The following is an 18,147-nucleotide window of genomic DNA, read 5'->3' as shown; positions in this document are numbered from 1 at the left end:
GGCCAGCACGATCGTGTGGAAGATCGGACCGGGGTGGAACTCGAAGGTGCCCTTGTGCTGGTCGTAGACCGTGACGCCGGTGACGTCCGAGGGAAGCAGGTCGGGGGTGAACTGGATGCGCGCGTGCGAGCCCTGGACGGTGTTGGCCAGCGCGCGCGCCAGCATCGTCTTCCCGGTCCCGGGGAAGTCCTCGAGCAGGATGTGGCCCTCGGAGAGCAGGCAGGTCAGCGCGAGCCGGACGACGTGGCGCTTGCCCAGCACCGCCTTCTCCATGTTGTCGGTCAGCTGGTCAAAGGTCTGCTTGAACCAGTCGGCCTGCTCGTGCGAGATCGTCATGCTGCTCCTCGTGAGGGGGGTCGGGACACGGGTGTGCTCACCAGCTCTCTCCGCCAGTGGCGGACTGTTTGGAGTTCGAGCACGTGACCTGGACATAGCCCTCTCCGAAGTACCAGTCGGTCGTCTTCAGGCCGTCGGCTGGGTCGAAACTCTTGTTTTCCGTCGTGAACCACTTGATGGTCGTGGCGTCGCCGATGCGGCAGCTGAATCCCGCCCGCCACCCAGCGGTCTGGAAATGGACTCGGAAGCAGGTGTTGCCGCCGCACTGCGGATCGAGGTCTGCCACGCCGCCGCCGCTGCGCTGACAGTCGGGCCATGCGTCGTCGTCGTTGTCGGAGCACTGCGGTCCTCGCACGAGCGAGACGGTCGGCGGTGGTGGATCGCCGGAGTCGGTCTGCCCATAGGCGATGCCCTCGCCCCGGCTGGTTGGGTTGTCGTCGAAGAGGCGCACGCGGATGGTGGTCGGGGTGTTGTAGTCGGCGACGGTCACCGTGTGGGTGAAGGAGAAGGCTCCCGTGGCCGACTGCGGCCGCACTTCCTCGATCCCTCCGTCGATACTGATGCCGACGGAGGCCGGGTCACCGTTCGACGTCCCGCTGATCGTCCAGGTCACGGTGAGACCGCTCACAGACGCGGTGAGCGGGTTGAGATGACTACTGCGTAGCGGTCCGTAGGACTGCACCGATTTCACGTCCGAGAAGCTGCACCCGACGCGGGCCGCGTGCTCGTTACACATACGCAGTTGGACGGGGTAGACCGCTTCGTTGCTCGGCGTCGACACCATTTCGTTGATGATGGCGCCGGGCCGAAGGGCCAGCTCCCACACGACCTGCCCCCCGACGAGGATCGCGGCCCTGGCCACTTCACCGCGCGGCTCGGGAGCTGTTGCGACGACCTGCAACTGTGAGTCCTGGCCAGTCGACCCCAGGGACCACGCGCCCCAGTTGGCGGGTTTGCCTGTCGCGTCGAAGGCGAAGGGGATGCTCATGACGGACGTGTTCTGCTCGTTGTGGGCCTGCACGTAGTAGCTGTAGTTGGTGCCGTCGTAGACGACGCCCGAGTGCGTGCAGGTCGTCGCCTCGATGCGCCCACAGCCGGGCACCGGGGTGATCGGTCCGCCGTTGGCGCTGTACGACAACGAATACAAGGTGGCGCCGGGGCCCTCCGCCGCGGTTGCCGTCCAGCTCGCGTTGAGATCCGTGGACTGGACGCCGCTCTGCCGGTCGAGCACCTCGAGATTCGCGGGAGCAACCGGCGTCCCGATCGACTGGAACGGCGCGGACAGGCGGGGAGGCGACCAGCCGACGCTGTTCTTTGCCTCGACCGAGAAGACATAGGTCCGGTTGTTGTCCAGCCCGTCGACGACATGGGACGTGCTCGTGCCGGCGAGCGTGACGGGTTTCCCGCCCTGCCAGCTGATCATGTAGGCCTCGATCGGCGTGCTGCTCTCGGGCGGCGTCCAGCCGACGGTGACGGTGTGGTCCCCCCTGGCCACCATCTTGATGTCGGCGACACGCCCCGGCTTCGTGTCGGCGAACGCTGTCAGCGAGAGGTCGCTGAACGCCCCGGTGCCGACCTTGTTCACTGCCGCCACCCGGAAGTTGTACTTCTTCCCGTCCTTCAGGCCGCGGTAGTCACAGACGTTGGTGCGGCACCTGATCTCGTCGTTGGTCCGCGTCTCCTTGAGGACGTAGTGGGTGATCGGTGACCCGCCGTCGTCCTCCGGTGCGAACCAGCTGAGGCGGGCGACGCCCTTCTCCTCGTTCTCCCGCTTGTACGGCGTGCCGGGCTGGCCGGGGACGCCCGCGAGGGTGACCTCAAGGCGCCCCTCGGCGCGCCGACCCGGCGCCGGCGACGACTCGTCCACGTCGCTCATGACCACACGGAAGACGGCCCTGCCCCTGGCCTCGTCGGACGCACGCAGGGTGACGCTGGACCCGCTCTTGCTCGCCGAGACGCCAGCACCGCTCAGGACCTCGATCGAGACGACGGCCGGGTTCGGTTCGGCGACGCCCGGCTTGAGGAAGCGCGCGAGGTTGAGCTCCCGACTCTGGCCCGCCTCGAGGTTCTCGGGAGGAATCGGCAGCATGCTGGGAGGTGGCGGGTTGTCGAGCCGGAACCTGATCTCGGAGGGTGCACTGCCCCCCGCCGTGATCGAGAGTGCGGCCACCCCGCCGCGGTCGGCGTTGTCGGCGGCGGTGACCCGCAGGACCTGGGTCCCGTTGCCGTCAACGCTGAGATCCTCGACCTCCTGGGTCCAGGCGCCCTCGTAGACAAGGGCGGCCTCGTCCGCCGGGTCGGGGGTCCACACGTGGCACAGGGCGCCGATGTCGAGGTCCTTGGACTCACCTGCGGAGATGGGGATGGTGGCCTCTGGACACGCCAGCACCGGCAGGTCATCGCCGACCTGGACCGGGATCGAGAGCAGCGCGGTGAAGCCGTCGGTCGGGTCCTGGGGGTCCTCGTTGCCGGCCGCGTTGGTCGCCGTCGTCACCTCGAGCAGCAGCGCACCCGGCCCCCGGTAGCCGTCACGGGCGGAGATCTTGAAACCGTCGTCGCCCACGCGTGCCGGCTTCAGGTCGTTCGGAGGGGACGCAGACACTGCGCTGCCCCCGGTCAGCCGCAGCGAGTTGCCCGACGGGTTGATGATGAAGTCCGAGAGCCTGCCCTCTGCGCTACCGCCCTCCTCCAGCTCGATCAGCGCGTCCGGCTTGACGTAGGGAATGCCGGTGCCAGTGGGAGGAACGTAGAGGGACGCGGTCGCGGCCGCGCCGTTGGTGTCCTCGACCCGGAACGGCACGACGATGGGGTTGGGTCCGCGGTTGACCCTGATCGTGCGCTTGTCGTCCTCGATCGTCGGGTTGCCCTCGGTGCCGTAGACCTGGGTCACCGTCAGTTGCGAGGTGTCCCCGTCCGGGTCGTAGGCGCCCTCGAGGACGTCGACCGAGACGCCGCCGCTGTCGGTGGTCCGCCCGAAGGCGTCGTAGACCACGGGTGGGTTCTCGTACTCGCGGGCCGTCTCGACCTTCAGGGTGGCCAGCGAGACGTCGATCCCGTTGGTGATCGAGTAGACGATGGCCGACGAGGCGGCGTTCGTCTCCTCCGGCGCTGGTACGGACACCAGGTCGGTGTCCGGGTCGAGGGTGACTCCCTCCGGCGGGTCGACGAGGGTGATCTCGACCTCATCGCCCGGAGCGATGAAGTCGTTGCCCAGCGGGTCGAACACGGCGGTGCGGCCCGCCTCCACCATGAGCTGGTCGGCGACGGCCAACGGAGGCTGGGGCGAGCCCGGAGGGACGACAGCCACCCGGACCAGACCGGTGGCAAGACCACCCCGGCTGTCGACGACGGAGTACTCGAACTCGTCGGTGCCGGTGGCGCGTGGGTAGGCCTGGTATTCGAGGAAGTTGCCACCGTAGGACAGGACGCGACCGTGCTTGGGTGCCGAGATGAGGCCCGCCACCGTCACCGGGTCACCTTCGGGGTCGACCCCGCTGCCGGGTAGCCGGACCTTGATGGTGGCACCGCCCACGGCGCGCCCCTCCAACGTGGGTGGCTCGGGCGCGGTGTTGGGATCCTCACGGGGCGTGATGATGACGACGAGGGTGCCGTCGGCGATCTCGCCGGTGCTGGACTGCGCCAGGTAGTTGACCCGGAACGAGTCGCGCTCCTCGAGGTCAGGAGCGATGTAGCGCACGCTCCGACCCGAGACCAGGGCCGTGCCGACGTCGCCCTTGACATCTGCCGGCACGTCGACCTTCAGCTCGCCGGGCACGCCCTGCAGGGTGTCGCTCACGAGGGTCAGTCGATCGCCGGAAGGGGCGATGTCGTTGTCGAGCACGGGCACGGTGACGGGGCTGCCGCCACGCACGTGCACGCGGTCGACGGTCGTCACCGGCGTGTTGTCCCCCGGGACCGGGCGGTGACTGACGGAGACCTCCCCTTCGATGCCGGAGGTGGCACCGTTGCTGACTGTGTAGCGCACCATCTGCGGGTTGGGCGACAGTCGTCCTTGGGGCGCGGAGATCCGCAGCCAGCGGCCGTCGATGACGGCGACGTCGACATCGGGGTTGTCGGCGAACGCGCGCTGCACCACGAGCAGCCCGCCGGCCGGGTCCAGGTCGTTGGACAGCACATCGACGACTCCTGCGGCCTGGCCGTAGACGGTCAGGGTGTCCGGCATGGTGACCGGGTCGCCAAGGGTCTTGGGCGCGGGGAGCACGTCGATGCGGACGGTCTCGCGATCCAGCTCGGCGAAGCCGAAGGCCGCCTCGTAGTCCAGGAAGTAGGTCCCGGGGCGTTCACCGACGAAGGTGATGATTCCGCTCTCCAGGTCGGTCCTGATGGTGGCGCCCGGCTGGGCCGGGATCTTCCCTCCCAGCGCCAGATCGGCATAGGGCGTGCTCGGATCAGACCCGGGCAGGTCGTTGAGCAGCGGTCGGATCTTGATCGGCGTTCCGACCTCACCACGCACGACGTCCGGCTCCGCGCTGGCGGGGATCTTCTTGCGGTCGGACTTCTCCTGCACCTCGAAGGTCAGCGTCTGCGGGACGGGGGCCGACCGGCCGTCGCTGACAGTGACCTCGACCTGGACCGTCTCGCCGCCCTCGCTGGAGCCGGTGAACCGGACCCGCCCGTCCGAGGTGGTGCGAGCGGAGGCACCCGATTCGCCCACGCCGAGCGCGACCGCACTGTCGAGGACGAGCGCGTCGCCATCGGTGTCATCGCGCCAGTCCGAGAGCACCGGCACGGTCAGGGAGCCCTCGGCCGGCACCTGCCACCGTCGCGACTCGAAGCCCTCCCGCAGCGACGGTTGCTCGTTCTGGGCGTCGCCGCGGACCTTGATGGTGACGGGCGCATGGGCGGTGAAGTTGCTGCGGCCGTCGTCGATCGTGTAGTCGAACGAGGTGTTGCGGGCTTGGGCGGGCACCTTCAGGACGATCGTCTGGCCGTCGGGACTGATCTGGGCCGACGCTCCGCCGGTCGGCTGGGCGACGTCGATGATGCTCAGCAGCCGGCCTTGCGGCGCCGAGTCGTTGTCGAGCGGGTGCAGGATCGTCGTGCGGCCGGCGCGGGCGCCGTACTCATCGGGCTGCGCCTTGGGCGGAGTGCGGTCCCCCGAGGTCTGCTCCTCGCTCTTCTTGTCCTCGTCCTGCACCTGCTTGCTGCTGGTGAAGGCGTTCCAGTTGTCGATCCGCTTGGGTTCGGGGGCGTCGATGTCCCACACCGCGCCGCTGTTGTTGTCGTTGAGCACGATCTCGCCGCGGTTGAGGCGGAACGTCAGCTCGCTCGCGTCTCCGCCGAGGTCGGTGGTCTCGGCCTCGTCGTCGCCGCAGCGGACGGCAACCTCCCCGTCTCCGCGGGACCAGGCGGCGTACGAGCAGGCTCCGAGACGCACCGGTTCGGCCGGCTTCCCGTCGAGCCCGTCCGTGACCACGACGGCCGTGCCGGTCGAGAGGTCGACGTCCATCAGCTGGTCGTGGGTGGCCACCAGGACCGAGTCAGCCGCCGGGCCCGGCTGCTGCAGCACGGCGTCGAGGGGCAGCGTCGCGCTGGCCCCGCCGATCACGCTCAGCTGACCGGTGGCTGCGTCGAAGGTGACGACCTCGTCGCCGACGGCGGTCACGGCGCTCGGTGCGCCGGCCGCGGCCGGAAGATCCTCCGTGCGGGGCTTGGCGAAGCCGTCGCCGGCCGGCACCACGTAGGTGACGGTGCCCTCCTCGGCGGAGGTGGCGATGAGGCTGCCGGACTGGCTGACCGCCAGCGCCGCACCCTCACCGACGGACGCCAGCGGGTCGGACTGGGAGTCGAGCGAGGTGATCACTGGGCGTCCGCGCTGCGGGTCGAGCTGCACGGCCCAGACGTCGCCGGTCTCGGGATCGAGCGAGGCGAACGTGCCACCTGCGGCCTGCTGGTCGCCCTCGGACGGGATGGAGACCTTCGCGGCAGGGTCCAGCTTGGACGAGAACGGATCGATGACCTGGGCGGTGCTGGCCTTGCGGTCGACCGCGACGACGACGGCGCCGTCCTGGACGACGTCGAGGGGCCGGTCCTCACCACCGTCGCTCAGGACGCTCGTGTCGAGCTGGTTGATGGGCTTGTTGATCCGGCCGTAGATCCCACTGTCCCCGTTGACGACCCAGATGCCGCCATCGTTGAGCTGCGCCTCGTGGGCCTGGTAGCCGTCCGCCGCAACGGCGTAGGCGATCACCGCTCCGGCGGCCAGCAGGAGGGCGGTGTTGGACGCCACGGCGACCCTGTGCCGTGCGACGAAACCCGTGCGCCCCACTTCAGTCCCCCTGAACACGCAACGTCTCGACACCCGAACATCGCACGTGGAGCGTATGTAGGTGTGCGCTTCAAGACAAGTTGAGACAGAGTGGCACTTCATCAGCGACGAGGGCGACACTATGGGCCGGGTGGCCGCTGGCCGGGGAGAGGAGGCCGGCATGGTCGTGGAGACCAGCTATGTCCCCGGCGACGGCGTCCTCCTCGGGGCCGGTGGCCATTGGGTGCTCGTGACCGACCCGGGCGACGACGACGTCCTGGACGAGCTGTGGGCCGTGCTCTCGGAGAGTGCCGCGAGCGATGCGTCGACGACCGAGCGGGTCCTGGCCATCGTGGAGAGGGCCTTCGGCGGCGAGCCCCCCGCGCTGGCCGTCGTCGACCTGGCCGGCGGCGCCTCGACGTTCATCTCACGCGGGCGCGGTCACGTCCGCATCTCGGGTGCGGACCGGATCCTCTCCCTGGACGGCGGCGCCGACCTCGCATCGCCGCCTCGGATGCGTCGCCTGACCGGGGGCGTGGTGTCCGCCGCACGAGCGACCCTGAAGCCACTCGCACACAAGTCCGTGCCCCCGCCCATCGCCAGCGCACCCCCGCCGCCTCCGGGCGGGCTCCTGATCGACGGCATCCCCGAGGCCATCCTGGCCGCCACCGGACCCGACGGCCCGCCTCTCCGTCCGCGTCGTCGAGGCTCGCCAGGGGGAGCTGACCGCGACCTCGAGCCGTCCGCCGACACCGGTTCCCTGACGGACACCACCGAGCCCGACCCCGGCTTCGTCGAGCGGGTCTACGAGGGGACCCACGCCACGATCCACCCCCCGCAGGAGCAGGCGGCCGACGGCTCGGAGGGGATCGACGACCACGACGGGTCCACGGTCCACCGACCCGACCTCGCCTCGCACCTGCGGCACGGCGCCACCGACACGGTGCTGGCGATCAGCTGCTCCTCGGGGCACCTCACCCCCGCCGACAGCAGGATGTGCCGGATCTGCCGCCAGCCGGTCGCCCCCCAGGAGCCGCGCCGGGTGCCGCGCCCGCCGCTGGGGGGTCTTCGCCTGCCGACCGGCGAGGTGGTCCCGCTCGACCGCGGCGTCGTGCTCGGCCGCAAGCCGGCACCACTCGAGGACAGCACCGACTGGCCCCACCTGGTGCACCTGCCCGCCGACCACACCTTCGTCTCACGGATGCACCTTCACATCGAGCTCGACGGTTGGCTGGTGCTGGCGCGAGACCTCGACTCGCGAGGTGGCACCATGCTCACCATGCCAGGCCGCGTCCCCGAACAGATGCGCTCCGGCGAGGCCTACGTGCTCGAGCCGGGAGCCAGCCTGGACCTTGCCGAGGTCTACGAGGTCCGTTTCGAGGTCGGCCCGGTGGTGCCGCGGTGAGTGCCCGATGAGCGCACCCGTCATCGCTGGCTTCATGTTCGTCGAGCACCTCGGCAGTGGCGGTTTCGCCGACGTGTTCCTCTACGAGCAGCAGTGGCCCCGCCAGCGTGTCGCCGTCAAGGTGGTGCGTCCCGATGTCCCCCTCAACGACAGGGAGAAGCAGCTCTTCACGGCCGAGGCAAACGCCATGGCCCGTCTGGCCGACCACCCCTACATCGTCTCGGTGATCACTGCAGGCGTCACGCTCGAAGGCGTACGGCCCTACCTCGTGATGCGCTACTGCCCCCCGCCCGACCTGGGCATGCGCGTGCGCTCCAACCCGATGGCGGTCGTGGACGCCGTCAGCACCGGCATCAAGCTGGCCAGCGCCATCGAGACGGCTCACCGGTCCGGCATCCTGCACCGCGACATCAAGCCGAGCAACGTGCTGGTCACGACCTATCACGAGCCCGCGCTCACCGACTTCGGGATCGCCGGCCACATCGCCGACGTCGCTGGTGAGAGCGACGTGCGGATCTCCTACCCGTGGTCGCCGCCGGAGCTGCTCGACGGCCGGTCCAACGGCTCGGTCGCCTCCGACGTCTACTCCCTCGGCGCCACGATCTGGCACCTGTTGGTCGGCCGGTCGCCGTTCTCCATCCCGGCAGGTGACAACTCGACCCGCGCGCTGAGCGCCCGCATCCTGCACGCCGCCCCACCGGCCACTCAACGATCCGACGTGCCGCCGGCGCTGGACCGACTCCTGCAGCAGTGCCTGGCCAAGAACCCGGCCCATCGCCCGCAGAGCGCACTCGAGCTCGCGCGGAGCCTGCAGCAGATCGAGACCGCGGCCAACTGGTCGCGGACCGCCGTGGCAGTCGAGGGCGACCGTCCCGACTCCTCGGTCCGGGCCACTCGCCCCGAGCCCGAGGAGGACAGGACGGTGATGAAGGCGGTCACGGTGATCTCCGCCTCCGCCCCCCGCCGGATCTCCACCGCGCAGAGCGAGCCCGAGGTCGCCCCGGAGAAGGGCACCCCAGCCCTCGTCTGGGCCGTGATCGGCCTGGTCGCAGCGGCCCTCCTGATCGGGGGGCTCATCTTCACCGACGGTGGTCGCGACGACCCTCAGCCGACGCCCACCCCCACGACCGACACGCCGTCCCCGTTGCTCGTCGACTCCTTGACCAAGCCGCCGACCCTCAGCGGGGAGCGCACCGGCAACACGGTCGTCTTCCGCTGGGACGGCCAGGACGGGGTCGAGCCGGGTGACACGTGGGTCTGGCAGCAGACCGACGTCGACGGCTTCGAACGCACGCGTAAGCTCTCTGCGCGGTTCGAGAGCGCGAGCGAGGTGTGCCTCGAGGTCCGACAGGTGCGGGGCCCAGACGAGTCTCCGACCTCCTACAGGTGCGTGCCCTGATCAGCACGCTCCCGCGCGTACGCCGACCAGCCGCGCGTCGCCGCCAGCCGTAGCCAGCGCCTAGTCGTCCTCCCAGTCGCGGCGCGGGCCGCTGGCAGCGTCCTGCTCGTCCGGGGTCATCCGGCTCGACGCCCACAGCGAGACCACGGCCGTGACGACGAGGGTGCCGACGATGACGACCAGGGACAGCCAGATCGGGATCTCTGGCGCCCACTGGATGTGCTCACCGCCGTTGATGAACGGCAGCTCGTTCTCGTGCATCGCGTGCAGGATGAGCTTCACGCCGATGAAGGCCAGCAGGAAGGCCAGGCCGTAGGACAGGTAGATCAGGCGCTGGAGCAGGCCGCCGATGAGGAAGTACAGCTGGCGCAGGCCCATCAGGGCGAAGATGTTGGCCGTGAGCACCAGGTAGGGCTCCTTCGTGATCCCGAAGATGGCCGGGATGGAGTCCAGCGCGAAGAGCAGGTCGGTGGTCCCGAGGGTCAGGATCACGATGAACATCGGCGTGATCATCCGCTTGCCGTTCTCGGCGGTGAAGATCTTGCGGCCGTCCCATGCCTTGGTCGCGGGGAAGCGCTTCTCGACGAAGAGCACGAGCTTGTTCTCCTCGTACTCGTCCTCGTCCTCGCCGCCCTCCTTGGCCAGCTTGACGGCGGTGTAGATCAGGAAGAGGCCGAAGAGGTAGAAGACCCAGCTGAAGTTCTCGATCGCCGCCGCTCCGACGGCGATGAAGATCGCCCGCATCAGGAGCGCCATCACGATGCCCACCATCAGGGCGTACTGCTGGAGCTCTCGCGGGACCGCGAACTTCGCCATGATGATGATGAAGATGAAGAGGTTGTCGATCGAGAGGGAGTACTCGACGAGCCAGCCGGAGTAGAACTCCAGGGCGTACGTCCCACCGGAGGTGAACCAGACCCCCAGCCCGAAGACCAGCGCCATCCCGACGTAGATCGAGAGGTAGGTCGCGCACTCCTTCATGCTCGGCTCGTGCGGCCGACGCCCGACCACTGCGAGGTCGAAGGTGAAGACGGCGATGGTCGCCACGCCGGTGGCGATCCAGACCCAGGTGGGTACGTCCACGGGATTGCTCCTAGGAGAAGAGAAGGGGGAAAGGTACGGACACCGACACCGCGCAGAGCGGCCGTGTCGGAGGTCTCTTCCGCTCAACGCCGCTGGCGCGAACCGATGGCACCGGGTGCGGGCTCGCGCCTGCTCCGTACTGACGACACCATCACGGGGGAATACTCCCCTCCTGACAAGCCAGTCTGACACGAGCGTCCGCACCTGGGCGAACCGCGACGCGGAGCGGACCCGCTCACCGACCGCCGAAGGGGACTCCGAGCTGGGACAGTCGGGCGGCACCGCCGTCGACGGCGGTCAGCACCCACGCTCCCGCAGGCGTGAGGGTGAAGGTGTGCTCGAAGTGCGCGGCCATAGATCCGTCGGCCGTCGTCACGGTCCATTCGTCGTCGAGAAGATCGGTCTCCTTCGTGCCCAGGGTCACCATCGGCTCGACGGCCAGGGCGAGGCCCTCGACCAGCGTGGCGCCCTTGCCCGGCTTCCCCACGTTGGGAACGTTGGGCGCCATATGCATCTCGCTGCCGATGCCGTGCCCGGTGTAGTCCTCGAGGATGCCGTAGGCGCCCTGGCTGCGCACGTGACGCTCGACGGCGTGGGAGATGTCGCTGACCCGCCCACCGAGCCGAGCCGCCACCATGCCCTGCCACAGGGCCTCCTCGGTCACGCGGAGCAGCTCGGTGACCTCCGCGGCTACCTCGCCGATGGCGACCGTGATGGCGGCGTCACCGTGCCAGCCGTCGACGATGGCGCCGCAGTCGATGGAGATGATGTCGCCGTCCTGCAGGGTCCTGGCGCCCGGGATACCGTGCACCACCTCGTCGTTGACCGACGCGCAGATGGTGGCGGGAAAGGGCGGCTGGCTGTAGCCCTTGAACGACGGGATGCCGCCGTGCGCCCGGATGTTGGTCTCCGCGATCTCGTCGAGCTCCCCCGTGGTCATACCGGGACGCGCCGAGCCCCGCAACAGCTCGAGCGTCTCGCCGACCAGCAGCCCGGCGACGCGCATCTTGTCGATCTGGGCCGGGTTCTTGATCTCCAGGCCGCGGTTGCTGAACACCGACCGGGCTTCAGCTCTGGGGCACGACGTCGAGGGCGTCGAAGATGCGCTGGGTGACGTCCTCCACCTGCCCCATCCCGTCGACCTCGATGAGCAGGCCACGATCGCGGTAGACCTCGATCAGGGGCGCGGTCTCCTCGCCGTAGAGTTCTTGCCGCCGCCGGATGACGTCGCCGGTGTCGTCGGTCCGACCGTCGATGAGGGCTCGCTGCAGCAGACGCTCGACGACCTCGTCCTGGTCCACGGTCAGGACGACGACCGCGTCGAGCGCGTGACCGGTGGACTTGATCATGGTGTCGAGCTCCTCGACCTGGGCCAGCGTCCGGGGATAGCCGTCCAGCAGGAACCCCTTGTCGGCGTCGGGCTCCTGGATCCGGTTGCGCACCATCTCGTTGGTGACCTCGTCCGGGACGTACTCCCCCGCATCCATGTATTCCTTGGCCTTGACGCCCAGCGCGGTGCCCCGCGAGACGTTGGCCCGGAAGATGTCGCCGGTGGAGACGGCAGGGATGCCGAAGTGCTCGGCGATGAACGTCGCCTGCGTGCCCTTTCCCGCGCCGGGCGGGCCCATCATGATCAGCCTCATCTTGTGCGGGGTCCCCACGGAGTTGTCGGACGGAGGAGCGAAGCGGGAAAGTCAAAGAACTTCGTGGGGTGCATCAGCGCAGGAACCCTTCGTAGTTTCGCTGCTGCAGCTGGCTCTCGATCTGCTTGACCGTGTCCAGCGCGACGCCGACCATGATCAGGATCGAGGTGCCGCCGAAGGGGAAGCTCTGGTTCGCGCCGACCAGCACGATGGCTATCAGCGGGATGATGGAGATCGCCCCGAGATAGAGCGCGCCGGGGAAGGTGATCCGCGACAACACGTAGGCGAGGTAGTCCTCGGTCGGCCTGCCGGCGCGGATCCCGGGGATGAACCCGCCGTACTTCTTCATGTTGTCCGCCACCTCTTCGGGGTTGAAGGTGATGGAGACATAGAAGTAGGTGAAGAAGATGATGAGCAGGAAGTAGACCGCCATGTAGAGCGGGTGGTCGCCGCCGACGAGGTACTTGTCGATGAAGTTCAGCACCGGCGAGCTGCTCGTCTGGTTGAACTGCACCGCCATCGCCGGAAGGTAGAGCAGCGAGCTGGCGAAGATGACCGGGATGATGCCGGCCTGGTTGACCTTGAGGGGGATGTACGTCGAGGAGCCGCCGAACATCTTACGGCCGACCATGCGTCGGGCGTACTGCACCGGGATGCGCCGCTGCGCCTGCTCGATGAAGATGACGGCGGCGACGAGGGTCAGCCCGATCAGCATCACGATGCCGAAGACCCACGGGCCTTCGGTCTGCTGGACGGTCCAGAGAGAGGCCGGGAAGGTGGCGACGACCTGGGTGAAGATCAGGATCGACATGCCGTTGCCGATGCCGCGGTCGGTGATGAGCTCGCCGAGCCACATGATGACGGCCGTGCCGGCCGTCATGGTGATGACCATCGTGAGGAAGGTCGAGGTGCTGTTGCTGTGCAACAGGTCGAGCTCACAACCCTGGAGGAGGTTGCCCGAGCGCGCGAGCGCCACGATGCCGGTCGCCTGCAGGAGCGCGAGGCCGAGGGTGAGGTAGCGGGTGTACTGGGTGATCTTGGTCTGCCCCGACTGGCCCTCCTTCTTCAGTGCCTCGAGTCGCGGGATCACCACGACGAGCAGCTGGAGGATGATGCTCGCGGTGATGTAGGGCATGATCCCCAGCGCGAAGATCGTGAGCTGGAGCAAGGCACCGCCCGAGAACAGGTTGACGAGCTGGTAGAGCCCGCTGTCCTCGACGTTGTTGATGCATGACCGGACGTTGGCGACATTGACACCAGGGGTCGGCACTTGCGAGCCGAGCCGGAAGACCATGACGATCAGCAGGACGAACAGCAGCTTGCGCCGCAGGTCCGGCGTGCGGAAAGCGTTTGCGAACGCGCTGAGCACAGGATCCTCTTTCGTGGACGTTGCCGACGCAGCAGTGGGCCTGCCTCGGCGATGAAACCCTTGGGACTACCTCCATGAGGGCCCGGGGAAGCCTAACAGTGTGGAAAGCGTCGGCCTTCCCCGGTGAACGCGCAAACCCGGCCGGACAGTTCCCACTGTTCGACCGGGCCGCGTTCTACTGATGCTGGGTGATGGTCCTCAGACCACCGTGATGGTGCCGCCAGCGGACTCGATCTTCTCCTTGGCGGAGCCCGAGAACGCGTTGACGCTGAGCTGGACGGCGACCGAGATCTCGCCCAGGCCGAGCACCTTGACGGGGTGGCCCTTGCGGACGGCACCCTTGGCGATCAGGTCCTCGATGGTGATCTGTCCACCCTCGGGGAACAGGGCGCTCAGCTTGTCGAGGTTGACGACCTGGAACTCCACCTTGAACGGGTTGCGGAAGCCCTTGAGCTTGGGCAGGCGCATGTGGATGGGCATCTGGCCACCCTCGAAGGCGACCGGGACCTGGTAGCGGGCCTTGGTGCCCTTGGTGCCACGTCCGGCCGTCTTGCCCTTGGAGCCCTCACCACGACCCACGCGGGTCTTGGCAGTCTTGGCGCCGGGCGCCGGGCGCAGGTGATGCAGTTTGAGCGTCATCAGTCGACCTCCTCGACCGTCACCAGGTGACGGACGGTCTGGACCATGCCGCGGATCTCCGGGCGGTCCTCCTTGACGACCACGTCACCAATGCGCTTGAGACCGAGCGATCGCATCGTGTCGCGCTGGTTGGCCTTGCAGCCGATCGTGGACTTCAGTTGCTGGACTTTGAGCTGTGCCATCAGGAGGACACCCCCGAGGCAGCAGCCGCTGCGGCTTCGGCCCGACCGGCTTCGCGAGCCTTGAGGATCGCGGCCGGGGTGACCTGCTCGACGGTGAGACCGCGACGAGCAGCCACGGCTTCGGGCTCCTCGAGCATCTTCAGCGCCGCGACAGTCGCGTGGACGATGTTGATCTGGTTCGACGAGCCCAGCGACTTGCTGAGGACGTCGTGGATGCCGGCGCACTCGAGCACGGCGCGCACCGGGCCACCGGCGATGACGCCGGTACCGGGGGACGCTGGACGGAGCAGGACGACGCCTGCCGCCTTCTCGCCCTGGACCGGGTGCGGGATGGTGCCCTGGATGCGGGGGACGCGGAAGAAGCTCTTCTTCGCCTCCTCGACACCCTTGGCGATCGCCGCAGGCACCTCCTTGGCCTTGCCGTAGCCGACTCCGACCATGCCGTCGCCGTCTCCGACGATGACCAGGGCGGTGAAGCTGAAGCGACGTCCACCCTTGACGACCTTGGCGACTCGGTTGATCGCTACGACGCGCTCGATGTAGACGGACTTTTCGGGTCCGCCACCGCGACGGTCGTCGCGCTGACGACGGTCGCCCGAGCCACCGCTGCGCTGTCCGCGCTGGGCTCCGCTCATGAGATGTGCTCCATATCTAAGTTCTCTCTCTTACCGCGTTGACTAGCGATCAGAAGGACAGTCCGCCCTCACGGGCGGCGTCCGCAAGGGCCGCGATGCGACCGTGGTATTTGTTGCCGGCGCGGTCGAAGACGACCGCGTCGATGCCAGCGGCCTTGGCGCGCTCGGCAACGAGCTCACCGACCTTGACGGCCTTGGCGGTCTTGTCACCTTCGGTGCCCCGAACGTCGGCCTCCATCGTGGAGGCGTAGGCCAGGGTCGCACCCTGCAGGTCGTCGACGACCTGGACGGACAAGTGCTTGGCCGACTTGGTCACGACCAGGCGCGGACGCTCGGCAGTGCCGGAGACGCGCTTGCGGCCACGGACCTGACGACGCAGACGCGACTTGACGCGACCAGCGGTGTGCTTGTTGTTTGACAGTGAAATCGCCATGTCACTTACCGGCCTTTCCGACCTTGCGGCGGATGTGCTCGCCGGAGTAACGAACGCCCTTGCCCTTGTAGGGCTCCGGCTTGCGCAGCTTGCGGATCTTCGCTGCGACCTCACCGACGAGCTGCTTGTCGATGCCGACGACGCCGAGCTTGGTCGGGCCCTCAGTGGTGAAGGTGATGCCCTCGGGCGCGTCGAACACGATCGAGTGGGAGTAGCCGAGCTGGAACTCGAGCTGCGTGGGGCCCTTGGGCAGGACGCGGTAACCCACGCCTACGATCTCGAGCTTCTTCTCGTAGCCGTCGGTGACACCCACGACCATGTTGTGGATCAGGGTGCGGGTCAGGCCGTGCAGCGAGCGGCTGACGCGATCGTCGTCCGGGCGCTTGACCTCCAGGACACCGTCGTCGTTCTTCTCGACCACGATCGGGTTGGCCACGGTGTGGCTCAAGGTGCCCTTCGGGCCCTTGACGGTGACCGTCGCCTCGTCGATGGCAACATCGACACCGGACGGGACCGGGATGGGGAGCTTGCCAATACGCGACATGCTTCGTTTCTCCTTCTGGTCTTGTAGTCCGGATTACCAGACGTAGGCGAGGACTTCTCCGCCCACGCCCTTCTGGTTGGCCTGGCGGTCGGTCAGGAGGCCCTGGCTCGTCGAGATGATCGCGACACCCAGCCCGCCGAGCACCTTGGGAAGACCCGTGCTCTTGGCGTAGACCCGGAGACCGGGCTTGCTGATGCGGCGGACCCCGGCGATGGAGCGCTCGCGGTTGCGGCCGTACTTGAGGGTGACGATCAGCGTCTTGCCGACCTCGTTCTCAGTAGGCTCCTTCACGTCGAAGGACGTGATGTAACCCTCCTGCTGGAGGATCTCGGCGAGGCCGGCCTTCATCTTGCTGAAAGGCATCGACACCTCGTCGTGGTACGCCTGGTTGGCGTTTCGCAGACGCGTGAGCATGTCTGCGATCGGGTCAGTCATCGTCATGGCCGTGAGGCCCTTTCTCCACCGTGGTTTCGCACCTGCATCTCAGGTGCGACCTGCAGCGATCGTTTGAAGTGAAAGAAGTGGTCGGTTACCAGGAGGACTTGGTCACGCCGGGCAGCTCGCCACGGTGTGCCATCTCGCGCAGGCAGATCCGGCACAGGCCGAACTTGCGGTAGACGGCCTTGGGGCGTCCGCAGCGCTGGCAGCGGGTGTAGCCACGCACCGCAAACTTGGGCTTGCGGGCGGCCTTGACCTTGAGTGAAGTCTTCGCCATGTCAGTTCTCCTCCTTGAAGGGGAAGCCGAGCTGCTTGAGCAGAGCGCGACCCTCGTCATCGTTGGTCGCGGTCGTGACGACCGTGATGTCCATGCCGCGCGAGCGGTCGATCTTGTCCTGGTCGATCTCGTGGAACATGACCTGCTCGGTCAGACCGAAGGTGTAGTTGCCGCGACCGTCGAACTGCTGGCCGCTGAGGCCGCGGAAGTCGCGGATACGAGGAAGCGCCAAGGACAGCAGGCGGTCGAGGAACTCCCACATGCGGTCGCCGCGCAGCGTGACGTGGGCACCGATGGGCATGCCCTCACGCAGCTTGAACTGGGCGATCGACTTGCGGGCCTTGGTCACCGACGGCTTCTGGCCGGTGATCGCGGTGAGGTCCTTGATGGCGCCTTCGATCAGCTTGGAGTCGCGGGCAGCCTCGCCCACACCCATGTTGACCACGATCTTGGTCAGGCCGGGGACCTGCATGATGTTGGCGATCTCGAACTCGGACTGCAGCGCGGGGATGATCTCGGCGCGGTAGCGGGCCTTGAGGCGGGGGATCTCGGTGGTCTGGGTGGTCTCAGCCATCTCAGATCTCCTTACCGGTCTTGCGCGAGACGCGAACGCTGCGCTCTGCGGGGTACGTCGAACCGTCGGCGCGACGCTTGGTGACCTCGTCGCGGCGGAAGCTGACGCGGGTGACGCCGTCACCCTCGACGAGCATCACGTTGCTGACGTGGATGGGGGCCTCGGCGGTGATGATCCCACCGGTGTTGCCGCCCTGGACAGCCTTGGTGTGCCGCTTGATGCGGTTGACACCCTCGACGATCACGCGCTGCTCCTCGCGGAGCACCGAGATGACCTTGCCCTGGGCGCCCTTGTCCTTGCCGGCGATGACCTTGACGGTGTCGCCCTTCTTGATGTTCATGCCCTTACCCATCTCTCACAACACCTCGGGGGCGAGCGAGATGATCTTCATGAATCGCTTCTCGCGCAGCTCACGACCCACGGGGCCGAAGATGCGGGTGCCGCGGGGCTCCCCGTCGGCCTTGAGGATCACGGCGGCGTTCTCGTCGAAGCGGATGTAGGAACCGTCTGCACGCCGACGCTCCTTGACGGTGCGTACGACCACGGCCTTGACGACGTCGCCCTTCTTGACGTTGCCACCGGGGATCGCGTCCTTGACGGTGGCGACGATGACGTCACCGATGCCGGCGTAGCGACGTCCCGAGCCACCGAGAACACGGATGCAGAGGATTTCCTTTGCACCGGTGTTGTCGGCGACCTTGAGTCGCGACTCCTGCTGGATCATTGGTTTCTCCTGGTTGTCGAGCTGGTTCTCGCGGTCTCACTGGATCGCGAGCCTGGCCGAACTCATCGGGTGGGGGTGGCGCAGCGGGGAGCCGCGCCGGGTGTCACGCAGGTGCTACTTGGCCTTCTCGAGGACCTCGATGAGGCGCCAGCGCTTGGTGGCCGAGAGCGGCCGCGTCTCCATGATGATGACGCGGTC

19 protein-coding genes are annotated in these 18,147 nt (G+C 67.8%); 2 read left to right on the top strand and 17 right to left on the bottom strand.

Going from position 1 to position 18,147, the window contains the following annotated elements; translation table 11 throughout:
- Window positions 1-336: AAA family ATPase (locus JWN68_RS04845; RefSeq protein ID WP_297735494.1), on the bottom strand; the 336-nt coding region annotated here is incomplete at its 3' end.
- 37 nt (window positions 337-373) lie between these two features.
- A complete protein-coding gene (locus JWN68_RS04840) occupies window positions 374-6,586 on the bottom strand; it encodes an Ig-like domain-containing protein (protein WP_297735491.1) in 6,213 nt (2,070 codons plus the stop codon).
- Window positions 6,587-6,785: 199 nt separating this feature from the next.
- Between JWN68_RS04840 and JWN68_RS04835 the strand changes: the two genes are divergently transcribed.
- Complete coding sequence (locus tag JWN68_RS04835; protein WP_297735489.1) at window positions 6,786-8,009, top strand: FHA domain-containing protein; 1,224 nt, start codon at window positions 6,786-6,788, stop codon at window positions 8,007-8,009.
- A gap of 7 nt (window positions 8,010-8,016) precedes the next feature.
- Window positions 8,017-9,408: a serine/threonine-protein kinase gene (locus JWN68_RS04830; protein WP_297735487.1), complete on the top strand. Its 1,392-nt coding sequence runs from the start codon at window positions 8,017-8,019 to the stop codon at window positions 9,406-9,408.
- Window positions 9,409-9,468: 60 nt separating this feature from the next.
- Here the strand turns inward: JWN68_RS04830 and JWN68_RS04825 are convergent, their stop codons facing one another.
- From JWN68_RS04825 to rpsQ, 15 genes are all read right to left on the bottom strand, one after another.
- Window positions 9,469-10,491: a TerC family protein gene (locus JWN68_RS04825; protein ID WP_297735485.1), complete on the bottom strand. Its 1,023-nt coding sequence runs from the start codon at window positions 10,489-10,491 to the stop codon at window positions 9,469-9,471.
- 235 nt (window positions 10,492-10,726) lie between these two features.
- Window positions 10,727-11,548, bottom strand: a complete 822-nt coding sequence (gene map, locus JWN68_RS04820; RefSeq protein ID WP_297735482.1) for a type I methionyl aminopeptidase — start codon at window positions 11,546-11,548, stop codon at window positions 10,727-10,729.
- Window positions 11,549-11,558: 10 nt separating this feature from the next.
- Complete coding sequence (locus JWN68_RS04815; RefSeq protein ID WP_297735479.1) at window positions 11,559-12,134, bottom strand: adenylate kinase; 576 nt, start codon at window positions 12,132-12,134, stop codon at window positions 11,559-11,561.
- A gap of 73 nt (window positions 12,135-12,207) precedes the next feature.
- Complete coding sequence (gene secY, locus JWN68_RS04810) at window positions 12,208-13,503, bottom strand: preprotein translocase subunit SecY (protein WP_297735477.1); 1,296 nt, start codon at window positions 13,501-13,503, stop codon at window positions 12,208-12,210.
- A gap of 198 nt (window positions 13,504-13,701) precedes the next feature.
- The gene (rplO, locus tag JWN68_RS04805; protein WP_297735474.1) at window positions 13,702-14,142 is read right to left on the bottom strand and encodes a 50S ribosomal protein L15; all 441 of its coding nucleotides are present in this window, start codon (window positions 14,140-14,142) and stop codon (window positions 13,702-13,704) included.
- Window positions 14,142-14,324: a 50S ribosomal protein L30 gene (gene rpmD / locus JWN68_RS04800; RefSeq protein WP_297735471.1), complete on the bottom strand. Its 183-nt coding sequence runs from the start codon at window positions 14,322-14,324 to the stop codon at window positions 14,142-14,144. The genes rplO and rpmD overlap by 1 nt, the downstream gene beginning before the upstream one ends.
- Window positions 14,324-14,959, bottom strand: a complete 636-nt coding sequence (gene rpsE, locus JWN68_RS04795; RefSeq protein ID WP_297735468.1) for a 30S ribosomal protein S5 — start codon at window positions 14,957-14,959, stop codon at window positions 14,324-14,326. Before rpsE ends, rpmD begins: the two co-directional genes overlap by 1 nt.
- A gap of 49 nt (window positions 14,960-15,008) precedes the next feature.
- Window positions 15,009-15,392, bottom strand: coding sequence for a 50S ribosomal protein L18 (rplR, locus tag JWN68_RS04790; protein ID WP_297735465.1), 384 nt, complete (start codon window positions 15,390-15,392; stop codon window positions 15,009-15,011).
- A 1-nt stretch (window position 15,393) separates the two neighbouring features.
- A complete protein-coding gene (gene rplF / locus JWN68_RS04785) occupies window positions 15,394-15,936 on the bottom strand; it encodes a 50S ribosomal protein L6 (RefSeq protein WP_297735462.1) in 543 nt (180 codons plus the stop codon).
- Window positions 15,937-15,969: 33 nt separating this feature from the next.
- Window positions 15,970-16,377, bottom strand: a complete 408-nt coding sequence (gene rpsH, locus JWN68_RS04780; protein ID WP_297735459.1) for a 30S ribosomal protein S8 — start codon at window positions 16,375-16,377, stop codon at window positions 15,970-15,972.
- 88 nt (window positions 16,378-16,465) lie between these two features.
- A complete protein-coding gene (locus tag JWN68_RS04775) occupies window positions 16,466-16,651 on the bottom strand; it encodes a type Z 30S ribosomal protein S14 (protein WP_010831721.1) in 186 nt (61 codons plus the stop codon).
- Window position 16,652: 1 nt separating this feature from the next.
- Window positions 16,653-17,225 carry a 50S ribosomal protein L5 gene (gene rplE, locus JWN68_RS04770; RefSeq protein WP_297735454.1) on the bottom strand — a complete coding sequence of 191 codons (573 nt, stop codon included), beginning with the start codon at window positions 17,223-17,225 and terminating at the stop codon, window positions 16,653-16,655.
- A gap of 1 nt (window position 17,226) precedes the next feature.
- Window positions 17,227-17,577: a 50S ribosomal protein L24 gene (gene rplX / locus JWN68_RS04765; RefSeq protein ID WP_297735451.1), complete on the bottom strand. Its 351-nt coding sequence runs from the start codon at window positions 17,575-17,577 to the stop codon at window positions 17,227-17,229.
- Window positions 17,578-17,580: 3 nt separating this feature from the next.
- A complete protein-coding gene (rplN, locus tag JWN68_RS04760; RefSeq protein WP_201938339.1) occupies window positions 17,581-17,949 on the bottom strand; it encodes a 50S ribosomal protein L14 in 369 nt (122 codons plus the stop codon).
- 114 nt (window positions 17,950-18,063) lie between these two features.
- The coding region (gene rpsQ / locus JWN68_RS04755; RefSeq protein ID WP_297735497.1) for a 30S ribosomal protein S17 at window positions 18,064-18,147 on the bottom strand (84 nt) is incomplete at its 5' end.

Source organism: Nocardioides sp. (genome assembly GCF_025964975.1).
Classification (GTDB): Bacteria; Actinomycetota; Actinomycetes; order Propionibacteriales; family Nocardioidaceae; genus Nocardioides.
The sequence above is the reverse complement of the archived record's forward strand: the minus strand, read 5'-3'. Positions and strand labels throughout refer to the sequence as shown.